An 18,636-nucleotide genomic window follows, 5' to 3' on the forward strand; every position below is an offset into this window, starting at 1 on the left:
CCCGAGAAAAATGTAGTAATCTCGGGGCTAAACCTTACACTTTCGAAAGTTGAAGAGAATCAGGATAGTTATGTCTACGAACGCGATGAGTGTGGTGATCTTAGCCGCTGGCAAAGGCACCCGAATGTATTCCGACCTGCCCAAAGTTCTGCACACCCTTGCAGGTAAACCAATGGTTCAGCACGTTATTGATGCCGCAACCGGTTTGGGCGCCCAGCAGATCCATCTGGTTTACGGCCACGGCGGAGATTTACTGCAGTCAACGTTAGCGCATAACGCACTCAACTGGGTGCTGCAGGCCGAGCAACTGGGTACTGGTCATGCGATGCAGCAGGCGGCACCCTTCTTTGCCGATGACGAAGATATTCTGATGCTGTACGGCGACGTGCCGCTGATCTCGCAGGCCAGTTTGCAACGTCTGCGCGACGCGAAACCCGCGGGCGGCATTGGCTTACTCACCGTGGTTCTGGATAACCCCACCGGCTACGGTCGTATCGTGCGTGAAAACGGCACGGTGATCGGCATCATTGAGCAGAAAGATGCCTCGCCAGAACAGCTAAAAATTCAGGAAATTAACACCGGCATCCTGATTGCCAACGGCGGCGACCTCAAGCGCTGGCTGGCACAACTTAACAACAATAATGCGCAGGGCGAATTCTATATCACCGATATCATCGCCATGGCGCACCACGAAGGCCGCGTGATCAATGCGGTGCATCCGGCGCGCATCAGCGAAACCGATGGCGTCAACAATCGCCTGCAGCTGGCAACGCTTGAGCGTGTCTACCAAAGCGAGCAGGCAGAAAAGCTGCTGCTGGCGGGTGTGATGCTGCGCGATCCGGCGCGTTTCGATCTGCGCGGTTCGTTGCAACACGGCCGCGATGTGGAGATCGACACCAACGTGATCATCGAAGGCAAAGTCACGCTCGGCAACCGCATCAAAATCGGTGCCGGCTGCATCATCAAAAACAGCGTGATTGCTGACGACTGTGAAATCAGCCCTTATTCGGTGATCGAAGATGCCACGTTAGCCGCTGCTTGTACGGTTGGGCCTTTTGCGCGTCTGCGTCCGGGCAGCGAGTTGGCGGAAGCGGCGCACGTGGGCAACTTTGTAGAGATGAAGAAAGCCACGCTCGGCAAAGGCTCTAAAGCTGGTCATCTCTCTTATCTCGGCGATGCGGAAATTGGCGCGGGCGTGAATATCGGTGCGGGTACCATTACCTGTAACTATGATGGCGCCAACAAATCCAAAACCATCATTGGCGACAACGTGTTTATCGGTTCGGATACCCAACTGGTGGCGCCAGTCAGCGTGGCGAGCGGTGCGACCATCGCCGCGGGCACCACGATAATGAAAGATGTGTTAGCTGCGGATCTGGTCTACAACCGTAAAGAACAGAATCAAAAATCGGGCTGGCAGCGTCCTGTTAAGAAAAAATAAATTTTAAAGGCCGACAACGATCGGCCTGTTAGCAGTGCCATAAAAAAATATCCCCACTCTCTACAAGGCTCGGGGAAATCAGGTCGTATGACAACGCAATGGCCGAAAGCCATGAAGTCAGGAAATTACTATGTGTGGAATTGTTGGTGCAGTAGCGCAGCGTGACATCGCAGAAATTCTGCTGGAAGGTTTGCGTCGTCTTGAGTATCGCGGTTATGACTCCGCGGGATTAGCCGTCGTCGATCGTCAGGGCCATATGACGCGCCTGCGTCGTTTGGGTAAAGTGCAGAACCTGGCGGAAGCCGCAGAGCAGCAGCCGCTGATTGGCGGCACCGGTATCGCACACACGCGCTGGGCGACACACGGAGAACCGTCGGAGGCCAATGCGCATCCGCACGTTTCCGAGCACATCATCATCGTGCACAACGGCATCATTGAAAACCATGAGCCGCTGCGCGCGCAGTTGCTTGAGCGCGGCTATCACTTTGCCTCAGAAACCGACACCGAAGTGGTGGCGCATCTGGTGCATTGGGAGCAGAAGCAAGGCGGCACACTGCGTGAAGTGGTGCTGCGCGTCATTCCGCAGCTGCGCGGTGCGTATGGCATGGTGATCATGGACAGCCGCGATCCTTCGCTGCTGGTGGCGGCGCGCTCCGGCAGTCCGCTGGTGATTGGCCGTGGCGTGGGCGAAAACTTTATCGCTTCCGATCAGCTGGCGCTGCTGCCGGTGACGCGTCGCTTCATCTATCTGGAAGAGGGCGACATTGCCGAGATCACCCGCCGCGAAGTCACCATTATCGATCGTGACGGTAAAACCACTAAGCGCGCTGAAATCGAATCGACCGCGCAGTACGATGCTGGCGACAAAGGCATCTATCGTCATTACATGCAGAAAGAGATTTACGAGCAGCCGAACGCGATCAAAAACACCATCACCGGTCGTTTTAATCACGGCGAAGTCGATCTCAGCGAGCTGGGCCCGGATGCTGAGACGCTGTTGAGCCAGGTCGAACATATTCAGATCATTGCCTGCGGTACGTCATACAACTCCGGCATGGTTTCGCGTTACTGGTTTGAGTCGCTGGCTAACCTGCCTTGTGATGTGGAAATCGCCTCGGAATTCCGTTATCGCAAATCTGCAGTGCGTAAAAATAGCCTGCTGATCACGCTGTCACAATCGGGTGAAACCGCCGATACGCTGGCGGCGCTGCGCCTGTCGAAAGAGCTGGGTTATCTCGGTTCGCTGGCCATCTGTAATGTGGCCGGTTCATCGCTGGTGCGTGAATCCGATTTAGCGCTGATGACCAAAGCCGGCACTGAAATTGGCGTGGCATCCACCAAAGCCTTCACCACGCAGCTGGCAGTATTGCTGATGCTGGTGGCGAAACTCGGTCGTCTGCACGGCATGAAAGCCGAAACCGAGCACGAGATTGTGCACGCGCTGCAGGCCTTGCCGAGCCGCATCGAACAGATGCTGGCGCAGGACAAAGTGATCGAAAACCTGGCGGAAGGTTTCTCTGATAAGCATCACGCGCTGTTCCTTGGCCGTGGCGATCAGTATCCGATCGCGATGGAAGGCGCGCTGAAGCTGAAAGAGATCTCCTATATCCACGCCGAAGCCTATGCGGCGGGCGAGCTGAAGCACGGCCCGCTGGCGCTGATTGATGCGGATATGCCAGTGATCGTGGTCGCGCCCAACAACGAACTGCTGGAGAAGCTGAAATCCAATATTGAAGAGGTACGCGCGCGCGGCGGTTTGCTGTATGTGTTTGCCGATCAGGATGCCGGTTTCAGCGACAGCGATGGCATGAAAATCATCTCCCTGCCGCACGTAGAAGAGGTGATTGCACCGATCTTCTACACCGTGCCGTTACAGCTGCTCTCGTACCATGTGGCGCTGATTAAAGGTACCGATGTTGACCAGCCGCGTAACCTGGCGAAATCGGTTACCGTTGAATAATCAGTAACAAGAGTGGGCCCGCAATGGGCCCGCTTCATTTCTGCACGCTGTCATATAACTGTCACATTTCGTACATTTCACTGTCATCAAACTGTCCTATTTTCCCTCCAGCAGCAATCACTGACTCCTACTAAAAAGGCATTGAGCCTGATTTTTTTGAATCCCCTGGAGGGAACATGACACTGATGCGTAGCACCGTAGCCCGAATCCTCGCCGCCACCTTCGCAGTAAGCGCGGTTTCTGCTTTTGCAGCCACCGATCTGACGGGCGCAGGCGGGACATTCCCGGCGCCGGTTTATGCCAAGTGGGCAGCCGAGTACCAGCAAGCCACCGGTAGCAAAATCAACTATCAGGGTATTGGTTCTTCCGGCGGCGTGAAGCAAATCATCGCGAAAACCGTCGATTTCGGTGCGTCTGATGCGCCAATGAAAGAAGAAGATCTGCAGAAAAACGGCCTGTTCCAGTTCCCTACCGTCATCGGTGGTGTGGTGCTGGCGGTTAACATCCCAGGTGTGAAATCCGGTGAACTGACTCTTGACGGTAAAACCGTGGGCGACATCTACCTCGGCACCATCAAAAAGTGGAATGACCCGGCGATCACTAAACTGAACCCAGGCGTGAAACTGCCAGATTCCAACATCAACGTGGTTCGCCGCGCTGACGGTTCCGGTACTTCCTTCGTCTTCACCAGCTACCTGGCAAAAGTGAACGAAGAGTGGAACAGCAAAATTGGTAAAGGTAACACCGTTAACTGGCCAACCGGTCTGGGCGGTAAAGGTAACGACGGCGTGGCCGCTTTTGTACAGCGTCTGCCGGGTTCAATTGGCTATGTGGAATACGCTTACGCCAAGCAGAACAACCTGACCTACACCAAACTGGTTGATGCCGACGGTAAAGCGGTCGCACCAAGTGAAGAGAGCTTTGCTAACGCCGCGAAAGGCGCAGACTGGAGCAAAACCTTTGCTCAGGATCTGACCTTCCAGAAAGGCAACGATGCATGGCCGATCACCTCAACCACCTTCATCCTGATTTACAAAGATCAGGCGAATGCGGAGAAAGGTAGCGAAGTGCTGAAGTTCTTCGACTGGGCATACAAAGGTGGCAGCAAAACCGCAACCGACCTGGATTACGCCGCGCTGCCAGAAAGCGTAGCTAACCAGATTCGTGCAGCGTGGAAAGCGAACATCAAAGATAGCTCCGGTAAAGCGCTGTACCAGTAACAGATTGACCCGGCCAGCCGAGACGGTTGGCCAACCCCAATGGGCGGCCTGCGTGCCGCCCTGACATCCCCCTGAGAACAGAGAATTCTATGGCTGCCACTAAGCCGACGTTCAAAGCCCCCGGTAAACAAGGCGACATGATTTTCGGCGCGCTGGTGAAGCTATCCGCGCTTATCGTGTTGCTGTTGATGGGCGGCATTATCGTCTCCCTGATTTTCTCCTCCTGGCCAAGCATCCAAAAATTTGGTTTCTCTTTCCTTTGGAACAAAACCTGGGATGCGCCAAACGAACAATTTGGTGCGCTGGTACCGATTTACGGCACCCTCGTCACCTCGATTATTGCCTTAATCATTGCCGTGCCGGTGAGCTTCGGCATCGCGCTGTTCCTGACCGAACTGGCGCCAGGCTGGCTGCGTCGCCCGCTGGGCACCGCCATTGAGCTGCTGGCGGCCATCCCCAGCATCGTGTACGGCATGTGGGGCCTGTTTGTTTTCGCGCCGCTGTTCGCCGAATATTTCCAGACGCCAGTTGGCAACGTGATGGCGAATATCCCGATTGTCGGCACGCTATTCTCTGGCCCGGCATTTGGTATCGGCATTCTGGCGGCGGGTGTGATTCTCGCCATCATGATCATCCCGTACATCGCCTCGGTGATGCGCGACGTATTTGAACAAACGCCGGTGATGATGAAAGAGTCGGCTTACGGTATCGGCTGCACCACGTGGGAAGTGATCTGGCGCATCGTGCTGCCGTTCACCAAAAATGGCGTGATCGGCGGCGTGATGCTTGGCCTGGGCCGCGCGTTGGGTGAAACCATGGCGGTGACCTTTATCATCGGTAACACCTACCAGCTCGACAGCGCTTCGCTGTTTATGCCGGGCAACAGTATTACTTCCGCGCTGGCCAACGAATTCGCTGAAGCGGAATCGGGTGTCCACGTTGCAGCACTGATGGAACTGGGTCTGATTCTGTTCGTGATTACCTTTATCGTGCTGGCGATCTCCAAACTGATGATCCTGCGTCTGGCGAAGAGTGAAGGAGCCCGTTCATGACCGCTATTGAAGTTCAGGCTCGCGCTGAGCTGGAAGCCTCGCGCCGCAAAATGCAGGCATGGCGCAGTACTAAAAACAAAATTGCCCTGACGCTGTCGCTGATGACCATGGCATTCGGTCTGTTCTGGCTGGTGTGGATTCTGTTCACCACCGTTACGCGCGGCGTTGATGGGTTGAGCTGGGAGCTGTTTACCGAATCGACACCGCCGCCCAACACCGCAGGCGGTGGTTTAGCCAACGCCTTACTCGGCAGCGGTTTACTGATTTTCTGGTCGACGATCATCGGAACGCCGCTCGGCATCATGGCTGGGATTTATCTGGCGGAATATGGCCGTAAACACTGGCTGGCGGAAGTGATTCGCTTCATCAACGACATTCTGCTGTCAGCACCGTCGATTGTGGTGGGCCTGTTTGTTTACACCATTGTGGTATCGCAGATGCAGCACTTCTCCGGTTGGGCCGGCGTAGTAGCGCTGGCGCTGCTGCAAATCCCGATTGTGATTCGTACCTCCGAAAATATGCTGCGTCTGGTACCCGACAGCATGCGTGAAGCGGCTTATGCGCTGGGTACGCCGAAGTGGAAAATGATTTCGGCGATTACGCTGAAAGCCTCGGTTTCCGGCATCATCACCGGTGTGCTGTTGGCCGTGGCGCGTATTGCCGGTGAAACCGCACCGCTGCTGTTTACTGCGCTGTCGAACCAGTTCTGGAGCACCGACATGATGCAGCCGATCGCTAACCTGCCGGTCACCATCTTTAAATTCGCCATGAGCCCGTTTGCCGAGTGGCAAAGCCTGGCGTGGGCGGGTGTGCTGATTATTACCGTGTGCGTGCTGCTGCTGAACATTGTGGCGCGTGTGGTTTTCGCCAAGGGCAAACACTAATTTCCCAGCGCGGCTTCGGCGGCGCTGCTTATGAGAGACGAGAATGAGTAACGTGACTTCATCAGCCGGTAAAATTCAGGTCCGTAATCTGAACTTCTATTACGGTAAGTTTCACGCGCTGAAAAACATCAATCTGGATATCACCAAAAATCAGGTGACCGCGTTTATCGGCCCATCAGGTTGCGGTAAATCCACTTTGCTGCGCACCTTCAACAAAATGTACTCGCTCTATCCGGAGCAGCGTGCCGAAGGTGACATCCTGCTGGATGGCGATAACATTCTGGCTTCCAATCAGGATATCGCCCTGCTGCGCGCCCGCGTCGGTATGGTGTTCCAGAAGCCTACGCCATTCCCGATGTCGATTTATGACAACATCGCCTTCGGCGTGCGGCTGTTTGAGAAGCTGTCGCGTGCCGATATGGATGAGCGCGTGCAGTGGGCGCTGACCAAAGCCGCGCTGTGGAATGAAACCAAAGACAAGCTGCATCAGAGCGGTTACAGTCTTTCCGGCGGTCAGCAGCAGCGTTTGTGCATCGCCCGCGGCATCGCGATTCGCCCGGAAGTGCTGTTGCTGGATGAGCCTTGCTCCGCGCTGGATCCGATCTCAACCGGTCGTATTGAAGAGCTGATCACCGAACTGAAGCAGGATTACACTGTGGTGATCGTGACTCACAACATGCAGCAGGCTGCGCGTTGTTCTGACCACACCGCTTTTATGTATCTGGGCGAGCTGATTGAGTTCAGCGATACCGATACCTTGTTCACTAAGCCCGCAAAGAAGCAGACCGAAGATTACATCACCGGTCGTTACGGCTGATTCAGGAGACGCACATGGATAATTTAAATCTGAACAAACACATCTCCGGTCAGTTCAACGCGGAGCTGGAGCACATTCGCACGCAAGTGATGATCATGGGCGGCATGGTTGAGAAGCAGCTGATGGACGCCATCACCGCGATGCACAACCAGGATGGCGAGCTGGCGCGTCACGTCATCGACGGCGACCAGAAGGTCAACATGATGGAAGTGGAGATTGATGAAGCCTGTGTGCGCATCATCGCCAAACGCCAGCCGACCGCCAGCGATTTGCGCCTGGTAATGGCGATCATCAAGACCATTTCTGAGCTGGAACGCATTGGCGATGTGGCAGAAAAAATCAGCCGCACCGCGCTGGAGAAGTTCAGCCAGCAGCATCTGCCGCTGCTGGTGAGCCTTGAAGCGCTTGGTCATCACACCGTGCAGATGCTGCACGACGTGTTGGATGCGTTCGCGCGCATGGATCTCAACGAAGCCATCAAAATCTACCGCGAAGATAAGAAGGTGGATAAAGAGTACGAAGGCATCGTGCGTCAGCTGATGACCTACATGATGGAAGATCCGCGCACTATCCCAAGCGTGCTGACCGCGCTGTTCTGCGCGCGCGCCATCGAGCGTATCGGCGATCGCTGCCAGAACATCTGCGAAATTATCTTCTATTTCGTCAAAGGTCAGGATTTCCGTCATGTGGGCGGCGACAAGCTGGATGAACTGCTGTCGGGCGATGACGGCAGCAATAAACCCTCTTGATTGATGCGTCGGCGGGCCGTTGCCACTGTGGCTAACGGGCCGCCTGCTTAAATTCTGTCTGTTCTCGGCGATTCCCTCTCTTTATACTTGGCGCACTTTTTTCTGCCAGGTGCTGTTACATGTCTTCCCCAACTCCTCAAAAACAAGCCATTACACCGGCGAAAGCCATGGTGGCGGCTATCAGCGGCTACGCGATGGACGGATTTGATTTGCTGATTCTTGGCTTTATGCTGCCGGCGATCAGCGTCTCGCTGGCGCTCGATCCGTCTCAGGCCGGTTCGCTGGTCACCTGGACACTGATTGGCGCGGTGATCGGCGGCATCGTGTTTGGCCATCTCAGCGATCGTTATGGTCGCATCCGTATCCTTACCGTTACTATTCTGGTGTTCTCAGTGTTCACCGGCCTGTGCGCCGTGGCGCAGGGTTATTGGGATCTGCTGGTGTACCGCACGCTGGCGGGCGTGGGATTGGGCGGAGAGTTCGGCATCGGCATGGCGCTGATTGCCGAAGCCTGGCCGAAAGAGAAGCGCAACCGCGCCTCGGCGTGGGTGGGCATTGGCTGGCAGCTCGGTGTGCTGCTGGCGGCCTTTATCACGCCGCCGCTGCTGAGCGTGATTGGCTGGCGCGGCATGTTCCTCGTCGGTTTGCTGCCGGCGCTGGTCTCCTTTGTGATTCGCCGCAGCATGGGCGAGCCGGAGAGCTTTACCCGCCACGTGGAGAAAACGCCGCAGCTCTCGTTTGGCGCACGTCTTAAATTGCTGTTTGCCGATCGTGCCACCAGCAAAGCCAGCCTGGGGATTTTCATTCTCTGCTCGGTGCAGAACTTTGGTTACTACGGATTGATGATCTGGATGCCGAGCTATCTGTCGTCCAGCTTCGGTTTCAGCCTGACCAAATCAGGCTTGTGGACCGCGGTGACGGTGGTGGGCATGACGTTCGGCATCTGGCTGTTTGGCGTGCTGGCCGATCGCTTCGCGCGCTGGAAAATCTTCCTGCTGTATCAGTTTGGCGCGGTGGTGATGGTGGTGGTGTATGCGCAGCTGCGCGATCCTACGGTGATGCTGTTTACCGGCGCGCTGATGGGGATGTTTGTGAACGGCATGATCGGCGGCTACGGCGCGCTGATTTCCGATACTTTCCCACCGCAGGCGCGCGCAACAGCGCAGAACGTGTTGTTTAATTTGGGGCGTGGCGTAGGCGGGTTTGGTCCATTGGTGATTGGCCTGCTGGCGACCAATATCTCTTTCACCGCGGCGATCACGCTGCTGGCGCTGATTTATCTGCTGGATATCGCCGCCACGCTGTTCCTGCTGCCGAAGAAGCAGAGCAACGAGGATTCGTTAGGGGCGATTGGCTGATTTGGATTGTGCTGGCTGTCCCCCTCCTCGGTCCTCCCCCATGAATGGGGGAGGAAGATGCTGCAATATGTGGGTTGGGAGTTGCATGTGGCAGCATCTCCTTCCCCCATTCATGGGGGAAGGCCGGGATGGGGGACAGCCAGCACGAACCGAGGAGGGGGAAAACGAGCTCTACCCCACCAAATCCCAGCCACGCGCGCGCCACAAATCCGGCAACTGCGCCATATCATCAAAGCGCGTCACCAGCGGATGATCGAGTTCGGGATTGTGCGCATCGGCGCAGTAGTAAAACACCGGAATCCCGGCCGCGATCCCGGCACGCGCGCCCGCTTCGGAATCATCCACCAGAATGCACTTCTCAATCGGCACCTGCATCTGCTCGGCGGCGTGATACATCAATTCCGGATCCGGCTTCCAGTGGTTAATGTCATACCCGCTGTACAGCTTGCCATCGAGATACGGCAGCATGCCGGTCAATCCCAGCGAATGCTGCATCTTCTTCACCGTGCCGTTTGAAACCACACACATTGGTACTTTCACGCGCTCCACCAGCGCTTTGGCACCGGCAATCGGCTTCAAATCGAGATCAAACAATCTCGCCACTTCGGCGCGATAGGCGGTTTCCACTTCTTCGAGTGGCAGTTCAACCTGATGTTCGGCTGCCACATCGCGGATGATGTCGTAGAGCTTTACCCCTTTATACTGCTCAAACATTTGCTGCAGAGAGCGTTCAATACCGTAGCGGGCAAAGGTGTTGACGTAAGCTTGCGTACAGATCACTTCGCTGTCGACCAGCGTGCCGTCGCAATCAAAAAAAATACATTCCACCGACATCGCACATCATCCTTTTGTTAAACAATAAGCTGACACTCTAGCGCACTGAGCGTAGAAAGCGACCCTGAGCAACCGGTTGCGAAAAATCAGTGTTTTGCCACGCTAAACTCTATAGGATACGCGGCGATAAATTTTTTAGCGGAACAGTGGAATGACTAATCAGGGCCTTTTGCAGCGCATCTTCAAACTGCAGGAACACGGAACCACCGTGCGTACCGAAGTGATTGCCGGTTGCACGACTTTCCTGACGATGGTGTACATCGTTTTCGTTAACCCGCAAATTCTCGGTGTAGCGGGCATGGATACGCAGGCAGTGTTTGTTACTACCTGCTTGATTGCCGCGTTCGGCAGTATTCTGATGGGGCTGGTGGCGAATCTGCCGGTAGCTCTGGCACCGGCGATGGGCCTGAACGCCTTCTTCGCCTTTGTGGTGGTCGGGGCCATGGGATACTCGTGGCAGATTGGTATGGGCGCGATTTTCTGGGGCGCGCTGGGTCTGCTGATCCTCACGCTGCTGCGCGTGCGTTACTGGATGATTGCCAACATTCCGCTCAGCCTGCGTGTTGGCATCACCGCTGGTATTGGTCTGTTTATCGCCATGATGGGGCTGAAAAACGCCGGAATTATCGTGCCAAACGCCGATACCATTGTGGCTGTGGGTAATCTGACCTCGCACAGCGTGCTGCTTGGGGCGCTGGGTTTCTTCATCATCGCGATTCTGGCTTCCCGCAATATCCATGCGGCGGTGCTGGTGTCGATTGTGGTGACGACCGCGCTAGGCTTGATCATTGGCGATGTGAAATTCAGCAGCGTGTTCGCAGCGCCACCTGCGATCACATCCGTTGTAGGCCAGGTTGATATCAAAGGCGCGTTCAATATCGGCATGGCCGGGGTGATCTTCTCCTTTATGCTGGTCAATCTGTTCGACTCCTCCGGCACGCTGATTGGCGTGACCGATAAAGCCGGGCTGACCGACGAGAAAGGCACTTTCCCGCGCATGAAACAGGCGCTGTACGTCGATAGCATCAGTTCGGTGACCGGTTCGCTGATTGGTACCTCATCGGTAACCGCCTACATTGAAAGTTCGTCCGGCGTGGCGATCGGCGGTCGTACCGGCCTGATGGCGGTGATCACCGGGATTCTGTTCCTGCTGGTGATGTTCCTGTCACCGCTGGCGGCGATGGTGCCCTCTTATGCGGCGGCGGGTGCGCTGATTTACGTTGGCGTATTGATGACGGCGTCGCTGTCACGCGTGCAGTGGGACGATCTCACCGAAGCGGTGCCAGCGTTTGTTACTGCGGCGATGATGCCGTTCAGCTTCTCGATCACCGAAGGTATCGCGCTGGGCTTTATCTCTTACTGCGTGATGAAGTTGGGAACCGGCCGCTGGCGTGAAATCAGCCCGTGCGTGGTGGTGGTCGCGCTACTGTTCGTGCTGAAAATCGTCTTTATCGATGCTCACTAAACAGTAAAGGCCGCTGATGCGGCCTTTTTTACGGATGTCCCATCTCATGCGGCGTGACCAAACTGGTCAGGCGCAGCGTATGCGGCCCGATATTGGGTTTACTCATCTCGACATCGCGCAGCGCTTGCCACTGCTGCGAGCCATCAATCTCCCACAGATGTAAGCGTTCGGTGCCGGGCGACAGCGCGCATGACCACACCAGCGTGGGCTCAGCATCACACACCGCCTGAATATCGGGGAACACGGTGGAACGCAGCCGACCGGCCGCAGGATGCAAACGCAGTGAATCAATACCGCTATCGGTTTCGCCGGTGAGCTTGAGAATACTTTGGCGCAGCGTCCAGATTTGCGTCAGCGCTTCCATGAAATCCTGCTGCGCGTTGATCCATGCTTTTTCGCCGGAGGAGAGATCCTGCGTCAGCATATCCTGTGTTTGACGACTGTGAGCGCGCACAATTTCCATATCCAATCCGGCGCGGCCGCCTTCTTCGGCCAGCAGCACTCCGATAGTGTTTCCGGCGTAGGAGATGCTGAAATCGGGCAGGTTGGCATCGGCAAAACAGGGACGTCCGCTGCTGCTGGTCGTCAGCGCGGGGAGTTCGCGGATACCGTAGACGCGTAACATCAGCTGAGCCAGCAGTTCGCGTGCGGCGAGAAAGCGTCCGCGACGCTTGTCAGCGAAGCGCTGAGCGCTGTTGATTACTTCTTGTGGCACCCGCATGTTCTCAGAAGAAAAGGGCGGATTACCTATCCAACGTACAAAATGACTAGCCATCTGTCGCTCCATGAAAATGGTCGAATAATCATCAGTGCTATTGTAAGAATTTTCTCATGGGTTTGCATCCGGCTTAAGATGGAATAGGCGATATTTCAGATAAGGACGAAGCCATGCGGCAATCCCATTTGGCAACTTTGCATAGAACGCTTTTGCAGAAACCTGCCGGATTGAGTGCCTAACTGTGTGATGTGGTGTAGGATTTGGGCAGTAAAACAGCACATCAAAGTGCGCTAACTCTTCATTCATCTGCCCATTGTGCGCATTGTTAAAACAGGCACGTCGGAGTTTTTTATGTCAGATACCGCTATTTCTCGCCAGGAATCGATCTCGCTTGATGAGTTTCGTCACGGCATGCGTCGCTTAACCGCGGGTGTTTCTCTGGTTACCACCGAATTTCAGGGCGAAAAGCTTGGGCTGATTGCCACGTCGGTCAGTTCGCTTGCGGCTGAGCCACCCAGCCTGCTGGTGTGCGTGAATCGTAGCGCGTCCAGTCATGATGCTTTTACCGCAGCCGGCCATTTTGCCGTGAACGTGCTGCGTGAGCAGCATGACGACTTATGTGCCCAGTTCAGCCAATCCTCACGCCGCGCCGAGCGTTTTCAAAACGGTACGTGGCAGACGCTGAATACCGGCGCGCCGATTCTGGCTGATGCGCTGGTGAGTTTTGATTGCCATCTGGAGAAGGTAGTGGAGTGGAACACGCACAGCGTGCTGCTGGCGCGTATCGTGGGCATTGCTCTGCCAGGTGAAGCGGCAGAGCCGATGATCTACTTCAACAGCGGCTTCCATTCACTGGGATAACCGCTTGAAACGGGCGTCGTGGGCTAAGCCCGACGCCTTTTCTCAATCAGGCAAAGGTGCTGGCTTCATCAAAGCCGAGACGCGGCAGACGCGCATGCAGTTTGCTGGCTTCGCCATAGCCGAGATTGATCAGTAAGTTCACCTGCCATTTGCTCTCGCTAAAGAAGGCGTCGTTCACTTTTGACGGATCGAAACCGGACATCGGGCCGGCATCCAGGCCCAGCGAACGCGCGGCCAGAATCAAATAACCTGCCTGCAAGCTGCTGTTACGGAACGCGGTCTCTTTCGCCAGATCCGGGCTGCTGGTAAACCAGCTGCGCGCATCACCATGCGGGAACAGCTTCGGCAGCGCTTCGTAGAACTCAGGATCCCACGCCACGATCACCGTTACCGGAGCGGACATGGTTTTGTCGACGTTGCCGGAGGAGAGCGCGGGTTTCAGCTTCTCTTTACCTTCCTGCGATGTCACAAACACAAAACGGCCCGGCGAGCAGTTAGCCGAGGTTGGACCCAGCGCGGTCAGGTGATAGAGCTGCTCCAGCACCTCCCGAGAAACCGGTTTGTCCTGCCAATAGCTGTGGGTGCGGGCTTCAATGAACAGCGTGTTCAGCGCCACGCTGTCGAGCGATGTACTCATGTTTCTCTCCTGTTCAGGCCGCAACTTGCGCCCAATATTTAGCATGAATAATGAATGTACCCAGCAGGACCTGTTCGCCGGGCAATGATCGTTATACTGCAAAGGCGTGGGAGAGCCAAATAACAAAGACGCATGTCTACCGGGCGCCAGATGCGCGTGAGTGCGCACCCGACATGAGAACGCCGCAGGCCATTACTTACCAATACAGAAACTGGAGAAAATTCTGCCCAGCAAATCGTCAGAGGTGAATTCACCGGTGATTTCGCTCAGCGCCTGCTGCGCTAACCGTAACTCTTCTGCCAGTAATTCGCCGGCCCACGCACCTAACAGCTGATGCTTGCCCTGCTGCAAGTGGGTTGCGGCTAACTCCAGTGCTTGCAGATGGCGGCGGCGGGCGAGGAATCCGCCTTCCATATTGCCGGCAAATCCCATGCTCTGTTTCAGGTGATCGCGCAGCGCTTCCACACCTTCACCGGTGCGCGCCGAGAGACGAATCAGTGAGTGACCGTTCACTTCAGTGAGACCCAGCACTTCGCCGGTCATATCCGCTTTGTTACGCACCACGGTAATTGGCAGCGCTTCCGGCAAACGGGCAACAAAATCTGGCCAGATGGCGGCGGCTTCAGTCGCGTCGGTGGTGGTGCCATCGACCATAAACAGCACGCGGTCGGCTTGCTCGATCTCCTGCCACGCGCGTTCAATACCAATGCGCTCGACCTCGTCGCTGGCTTCACGTAAACCGGCAGTATCGATGATGTGCAGCGGCATGCCGTCAATATGGATGTGCTCGCGCAGGACGTCGCGCGTGGTGCCAGCAATATCAGTCACAATCGCCGCTTCGCGTCCGGCTAAGGCATTCAGCAAGCTCGATTTTCCGGCATTGGGACGACCGGCAATCACCACTTTCATCCCTTCACGTAGCAGGCTACCCTGACGCGCTTCGGCACGCACGCCGTCGAGGTCGCCGATCACCACATTGAGCTGTGCTTCAATTTTGCCGTCGGAAAGGAAATCGATCTCCTCATCCGGGAAGTCGATGGCCGCTTCCACATAGATGCGCAGGTGAGTAAGTGCTTCCACAAGTGCGTTGATGCGCAGGGAAAACGCGCCCTGCAGCGAGTTTACTGCCGAGCGGGCGGCTTGCTCTGAGCTTGCATCGATCAGATCGGCAATCGCTTCGGCTTGCGCCAAATCGAGCTTGTCGTTAAGGAAGGCGCGTTCGGAGAATTCACCTGGTTGCGCAATGCGTAAGCCGGGCAGCGCCACGATGCGCTTGAGCAGCAGGTCGAGAATCACCGGGCCGCCGTGGCCTTGCAGCTCCAGAACATCTTCACCGGTGAAGGAGTTCGGGCCAGGAAACCACAGCGCAATGCCCTGATCCAGCACGCTGCCATCGGCGTCGGTAAAGGGCAGATAGTCGGCATAGCGCGGCTTTGGCAGCTTGCCGAGCACGGCTTGCGCTACCTCAGCGGCTTTGCCGCCGGAGATACGCAGAATGCCAACGCCGCCACGGCCGGGAGGCGTCGCCTGGGCAACGATAGTGTCGCTGTGGCTCATGATTCCACCTTAAACTTTTAGGGTATTAATAAATAAAAATAGGGCGACATAAATGTCGCCCTTTGATTATACGCTGCTGCTGGTCGCAGTCAGGCGTTACGCTTTCTTCTTGTCGCGGCTATGCAGACCACGTTTTTCCAGGCCGCGATAAATCAGCTGCTGCTGGAGAATGGTCACCAGGTTGCTGACGATGTAGTACAGCACCAGACCTGATGGGAACCACAGGAAGAACACGGTGAAGATCACCGGCATGTAGGTCATGATCTTCTGCTGCATCGGATCGGTCACGGTGGTCGGTGACATCTTCTGAATGAAGAACATGGTGATACCCATGATGATCGGCAGAATGTAGTACGGATCCTGCGCTGACAGGTCATGAATCCACAGAATAAACGGCGCATGACGCAGTTCAACCGAGCCTGACAGCATGTAGTACAAGGCCAGGAAGATTGGCATCTGGATAACCAGTGGCAGACAGCCGCCCAGCGGGTTCACTTTCTCCGCCTTATACAGCGCCATCATTTCCTGGCTCTGTTTCTGCTTATCATCACCCAGACGTTCACGCATCGCCTGAATCTTTGGCTGCAGCATACGCATCTTCGCCATGGAGGTGTACTGCGCTTTGGTCAGCGGGTACATGATGCCACGCACGATGAAGGTGATAACGATAATGGAGAAGCCCCAGTTACCGATAAAGCTGTGGATGAACTTCAGCAGCTTAAACAGCGGCTGCGAGATGAACCACAACCAGCCGTAATCTACGGTCAGATCCAGGTGAGGCGCGATGGCTGCCATCTGGTCCTGAATTTCCGGGCCTACCCACAGCGTTGCGCCGAGATCTTGCTGTGCGCCTGCGCCAACGGTCACAGGAGCAGATTTGTAGCCAATTGCCGCTACGCCATTGCCGAGGTTAGTGGTGTACAGCGTGTTATTACCCTGCGTGCGCGGCACCCAGGCGGTAGCAAAGTACTGCTGCAGCATCGCCACCCAACCATTGCTGGTGGTGGTGTTCAGGTTCTCGTTATCCGCGATGGTATCGAATTTATATTTTTCGTATTTCGCATCGCTGGTTGAGTACGCTGCGCCACGGAAGGTGTGCAGAGCAAAGTTGTTGCTGCCGGTATCGCGGTGCTTAGGCACCTCGATGGTCTGCTTCAGCTGACCAAACATCGACACTTCCAGCGGCTGCTGAGTGGTGTTGTTGATGTTGTAGTCAACGTTTACCGCATACTCACCGCGCTTGAAGACGAAAGTCTTGGTGTAAACCACGCCGTTTTCACCGGTCCAGGTCAACGGTACGCGCAGTTCGCTCTGGCCATCTGCCATCACGAAGCTATCTTGCGAAGTGGTATACAGCGGACGTGCGCCATTGTTCGGGTTATCCGGGCCGTTGCGGCCAGTTAAGCCACTCTGCGCCTGATAAACGAAGGCCGGTGTAGTTTCAAGCAGCTGGAACGGTGCATCTGAACCCAGTTTGTCCGGGTAAGTCAGCAGCTGAGCCTGCTCAATATCGCCACCACGCGTATTGATGTTGAGTGACAGGACATCTGTCTTAACGGTGATCGTTTTGCCCTGTCCGCTAGCCGGCACGCCGGAAGTGGCGGCATCACCCGCTGCGCTGTTTGTGTTTTGCGTGGTCTGGGTTTGCTGTGGCTGCGGAGCGTGGTCCGTCTGCCAGGCTTGCCAGATCATAAAAGACACGAACAGAAAAGCGATGAGAAAGAGATTGCGTTGCGAATCCATCGTTAATGTTCTCTGGTATCAAAGGTTTTTGGCGGCACAGGATCGTCACCACCCGGGTTCAAAGGGTGGCATTTTAATACGCGTTTTATCGTCAACCAACTGCCTTTTACAACGCCAAAGCGGCGCAAGGCCTCAATCCCATACTGCGAACAGGTGGGATGGAACCGGCAATGAGGTCCCAGCAGTGGGCTGATGGCGCGTTGATAAACGCGTATCAGGGCAATCAGGAGCCGCGAGCCAGGCGACAGTGACGACGCCATAGTTTCTCCAACGCTTCCGTCAGCGCACGGTTATCCAGGTCAGCAATCCCTTTTTTAGCCACGATCACAAAATCCATTGCAGGGAGCTCATGTTGACGCAGACGAAAGCTTTCGCGGGTCAATCGCTTGATCCGGTTGCGTTCATGGGCGCGTTTTACATGTTTTTTTGCGACGGTGAGACCGATGCGGGGATGCCCCAGCGCGTTAAGTCGGCCGAGTATGGTGATTTGCGGCGTACCGGCTCGTTGTGGCTGCTGGAAGACGAAAGTGAAATGAGTGGGAGTTAACAAACGTAACTCCCTGGGAAATGCGAGCTTAACCACGAGGGTTAGCTTTATTACTTAGAAACGGTCAGACGAGAACGGCCTTTAGCACGACGACGTGCCAGAACCTGACGACCATTTTTTGTTGCCATACGAGCACGGAAACCGTGTGAACGGTTGCGCTTCAGTACGGACGGTTGAAAAGTGCGTTTCATGGCGATTTCTACCTAAACTTGAAAATTTTCACTGGGTGACGCGTTTTCGGGCCAGTAAATCGACCAACGCCTCAATGTGTCTTTAATAAAGAGGCGGGATTGTAATAATTGTACAGTCCAGAGTCAATTCACTTCGCTGGTCGCGGCACCTGGAAACCCAGATACAGCCCGCTGATTCCGGGCATCAAGGCTTCACGCAATAATGCCGGGTGGGGAATTATACGGGCTGTGGGTTAAAGCGCAAGGATCGCGCAGGATCTTCTTGCGATCAGTTTGCAGATTTGCTGCACGGAAACGAGAGCTTGCCAGAAAAATTAACGCTTTCAGCCACATTAACGCTGGCTTTTTTCGCAGAAAGCGTAAACTCATTATCACTTCAGTAGCCTGTGGATAAATTGGATCAAAACTGTGTAGAAAGGGAAGATCTCTGTGCAGCTTTACGTTATGATCCGCCCTTCCGCTGACGATCCTCGCTGCGATCGCCGGGGAAGACTACCGCGAATAGCGGTCGCAGGCGCTTTCCAACCGTCTGTGTCTAAAAATTACGTTTCTATTTATTAGCGCCTAAAATTCTTATCGATTTTGTACGAGTGGAGTCCGCC

The 18,636-nt window shown here is 55.5% G+C and carries 18 protein-coding genes; 10 read left to right on the forward strand and 8 right to left on the reverse strand.

Annotated features, from left to right (window positions below):
* Positions 1 to 70: 70 nt before the first annotated feature.
* From glmU to AAF463_RS19605, 8 genes are all read left to right on the forward strand, one after another.
* Entirely contained in the window at positions 71 to 1,441 is a 1,371-nt protein-coding gene (glmU, locus tag AAF463_RS19570; protein ID WP_350261313.1) for a bifunctional UDP-N-acetylglucosamine diphosphorylase/glucosamine-1-phosphate N-acetyltransferase GlmU, read from the forward strand.
* A gap of 130 nt (positions 1,442 to 1,571) precedes the next feature.
* Entirely contained in the window at positions 1,572 to 3,401 is a 1,830-nt protein-coding gene (glmS, locus tag AAF463_RS19575; protein ID WP_222185620.1) for a glutamine--fructose-6-phosphate transaminase (isomerizing), read from the forward strand.
* Positions 3,402 to 3,577: 176 nt separating this feature from the next.
* Positions 3,578 to 4,621: a phosphate ABC transporter substrate-binding protein PstS gene (gene pstS / locus AAF463_RS19580; RefSeq protein ID WP_049852409.1), complete on the forward strand. Its 1,044-nt coding sequence runs from the start codon at positions 3,578 to 3,580 to the stop codon at positions 4,619 to 4,621.
* Between the two features lie 89 nt (positions 4,622 to 4,710).
* A complete protein-coding gene (pstC, locus tag AAF463_RS19585; RefSeq protein ID WP_101763907.1) occupies positions 4,711 to 5,673 on the forward strand; it encodes a phosphate ABC transporter permease PstC in 963 nt (320 codons plus the stop codon).
* Positions 5,670 to 6,557: a phosphate ABC transporter permease PstA gene (gene pstA / locus AAF463_RS19590; protein WP_101763906.1), complete on the forward strand. Its 888-nt coding sequence runs from the start codon at positions 5,670 to 5,672 to the stop codon at positions 6,555 to 6,557. The genes pstC and pstA overlap by 4 nt, the downstream gene beginning before the upstream one ends.
* 43 nt (positions 6,558 to 6,600) lie before the next feature.
* The gene (gene pstB / locus AAF463_RS19595; protein ID WP_101763905.1) at positions 6,601 to 7,374 is read left to right on the forward strand and encodes a phosphate ABC transporter ATP-binding protein PstB; all 774 of its coding nucleotides are present in this window, start codon (positions 6,601 to 6,603) and stop codon (positions 7,372 to 7,374) included.
* Between the two features lie 14 nt (positions 7,375 to 7,388).
* Positions 7,389 to 8,123, forward strand: coding sequence for a phosphate signaling complex protein PhoU (phoU, locus tag AAF463_RS19600; RefSeq protein ID WP_007893583.1), 735 nt, complete (start codon positions 7,389 to 7,391; stop codon positions 8,121 to 8,123).
* Positions 8,124 to 8,242: 119 nt separating this feature from the next.
* The gene (locus AAF463_RS19605; RefSeq protein WP_217549507.1) at positions 8,243 to 9,481 is read left to right on the forward strand and encodes an MFS transporter; all 1,239 of its coding nucleotides are present in this window, start codon (positions 8,243 to 8,245) and stop codon (positions 9,479 to 9,481) included.
* A 171-nt stretch (positions 9,482 to 9,652) separates the two neighbouring features.
* Here AAF463_RS19605 and yieH read toward each other — a convergent pair whose 3' ends face one another.
* Entirely contained in the window at positions 9,653 to 10,315 is a 663-nt protein-coding gene (yieH, locus tag AAF463_RS19610; protein WP_192414277.1) for a 6-phosphogluconate phosphatase, read from the reverse strand.
* A 151-nt stretch (positions 10,316 to 10,466) separates the two neighbouring features.
* On the opposite strand from yieH, the gene AAF463_RS19615 reads away from it, so the two are divergent.
* Positions 10,467 to 11,780: an NCS2 family permease gene (locus AAF463_RS19615; RefSeq protein WP_350261314.1), complete on the forward strand. Its 1,314-nt coding sequence runs from the start codon at positions 10,467 to 10,469 to the stop codon at positions 11,778 to 11,780.
* Positions 11,781 to 11,808: 28 nt separating this feature from the next.
* Here the strand turns inward: AAF463_RS19615 and AAF463_RS19620 are convergent, their stop codons facing one another.
* A complete protein-coding gene (locus AAF463_RS19620) occupies positions 11,809 to 12,555 on the reverse strand; it encodes a 4'-phosphopantetheinyl transferase superfamily protein (protein ID WP_101763901.1) in 747 nt (248 codons plus the stop codon).
* Between the two features lie 294 nt (positions 12,556 to 12,849).
* Here AAF463_RS19620 and AAF463_RS19625 point away from each other — a divergent pair, with 294 nt between their 5' ends.
* On the forward strand, positions 12,850 to 13,359 hold the full coding sequence (locus AAF463_RS19625; protein WP_137386826.1) for a flavin reductase family protein: 510 nt from the start codon (positions 12,850 to 12,852) through the stop codon (positions 13,357 to 13,359).
* A 46-nt stretch (positions 13,360 to 13,405) separates the two neighbouring features.
* Here the strand turns inward: AAF463_RS19625 and AAF463_RS19630 are convergent, their stop codons facing one another.
* The 6 genes from AAF463_RS19630 to rpmH form a co-directional block, all read right to left on the reverse strand.
* Positions 13,406 to 13,996, reverse strand: a complete 591-nt coding sequence (locus AAF463_RS19630; protein ID WP_101763899.1) for a malonic semialdehyde reductase — start codon at positions 13,994 to 13,996, stop codon at positions 13,406 to 13,408.
* Positions 13,997 to 14,188: 192 nt separating this feature from the next.
* On the reverse strand, positions 14,189 to 15,553 hold the full coding sequence (gene mnmE / locus AAF463_RS19635; protein ID WP_350261315.1) for a tRNA uridine-5-carboxymethylaminomethyl(34) synthesis GTPase MnmE: 1,365 nt from the start codon (positions 15,551 to 15,553) through the stop codon (positions 14,189 to 14,191).
* 96 nt (positions 15,554 to 15,649) lie between these two features.
* Entirely contained in the window at positions 15,650 to 17,296 is a 1,647-nt protein-coding gene (gene yidC, locus AAF463_RS19640; RefSeq protein ID WP_101763898.1) for a membrane protein insertase YidC, read from the reverse strand.
* A 2-nt stretch (positions 17,297 to 17,298) separates the two neighbouring features.
* The gene (yidD, locus tag AAF463_RS19645; protein WP_007893564.1) at positions 17,299 to 17,556 is read right to left on the reverse strand and encodes a membrane protein insertion efficiency factor YidD; all 258 of its coding nucleotides are present in this window, start codon (positions 17,554 to 17,556) and stop codon (positions 17,299 to 17,301) included.
* On the reverse strand, positions 17,520 to 17,879 hold the full coding sequence (gene rnpA, locus AAF463_RS19650; RefSeq protein WP_036648555.1) for a ribonuclease P protein component: 360 nt from the start codon (positions 17,877 to 17,879) through the stop codon (positions 17,520 to 17,522). The genes yidD and rnpA overlap by 37 nt, the downstream gene beginning before the upstream one ends.
* Before the next feature lie 14 nt (positions 17,880 to 17,893).
* On the reverse strand, positions 17,894 to 18,034 hold the full coding sequence (rpmH, locus tag AAF463_RS19655; RefSeq protein ID WP_003849659.1) for a 50S ribosomal protein L34: 141 nt from the start codon (positions 18,032 to 18,034) through the stop codon (positions 17,894 to 17,896).
* Between the last annotated feature and the right edge of the window lie 602 nt (positions 18,035 to 18,636).

The sequence above is a fragment of the Pantoea sp. BJ2 genome, from assembly GCF_040255075.1.
GTDB classification, from domain to species: domain Bacteria; phylum Pseudomonadota; class Gammaproteobacteria; order Enterobacterales; family Enterobacteriaceae; genus Pantoea; species Pantoea leporis.

Coding starts and splice junctions, on each gene's coding strand:
- yidC (WP_101763898.1), bottom strand. CDS start 17,296: ATGGATTCGCAACGCAATCTCTTTCTCATCGCTTTTCTGTTCGTGTCT.
- pstC (WP_101763907.1), top strand. CDS start 4,711: ATGGCTGCCACTAAGCCGACGTTCAAAGCCCCCGGTAAACAAGGCGAC.
- AAF463_RS19630 (WP_101763899.1), bottom strand. CDS start 13,996: ATGAGTACATCGCTCGACAGCGTGGCGCTGAACACGCTGTTCATTGAA.
- glmU (WP_350261313.1), top strand. CDS start 71: ATGTCTACGAACGCGATGAGTGTGGTGATCTTAGCCGCTGGCAAAGGC.
- yieH (WP_192414277.1), bottom strand. CDS start 10,315: ATGTCGGTGGAATGTATTTTTTTTGATTGCGACGGCACGCTGGTCGAC.
- AAF463_RS19605 (WP_217549507.1), top strand. CDS start 8,243: ATGTCTTCCCCAACTCCTCAAAAACAAGCCATTACACCGGCGAAAGCC.
- AAF463_RS19615 (WP_350261314.1), top strand. CDS start 10,467: ATGACTAATCAGGGCCTTTTGCAGCGCATCTTCAAACTGCAGGAACAC.
- pstA (WP_101763906.1), top strand. CDS start 5,670: ATGACCGCTATTGAAGTTCAGGCTCGCGCTGAGCTGGAAGCCTCGCGC.
- mnmE (WP_350261315.1), bottom strand. CDS start 15,553: ATGAGCCACAGCGACACTATCGTTGCCCAGGCGACGCCTCCCGGCCGT.
- yidD (WP_007893564.1), bottom strand. CDS start 17,556: ATGGCGTCGTCACTGTCGCCTGGCTCGCGGCTCCTGATTGCCCTGATA.
- pstB (WP_101763905.1), top strand. CDS start 6,601: ATGAGTAACGTGACTTCATCAGCCGGTAAAATTCAGGTCCGTAATCTG.
- pstS (WP_049852409.1), top strand. CDS start 3,578: ATGACACTGATGCGTAGCACCGTAGCCCGAATCCTCGCCGCCACCTTC.
- AAF463_RS19620 (WP_101763901.1), bottom strand. CDS start 12,555: ATGGCTAGTCATTTTGTACGTTGGATAGGTAATCCGCCCTTTTCTTCT.
- glmS (WP_222185620.1), top strand. CDS start 1,572: ATGTGTGGAATTGTTGGTGCAGTAGCGCAGCGTGACATCGCAGAAATT.
- phoU (WP_007893583.1), top strand. CDS start 7,389: ATGGATAATTTAAATCTGAACAAACACATCTCCGGTCAGTTCAACGCG.
- rpmH (WP_003849659.1), bottom strand. CDS start 18,034: ATGAAACGCACTTTTCAACCGTCCGTACTGAAGCGCAACCGTTCACAC.
- AAF463_RS19625 (WP_137386826.1), top strand. CDS start 12,850: ATGTCAGATACCGCTATTTCTCGCCAGGAATCGATCTCGCTTGATGAG.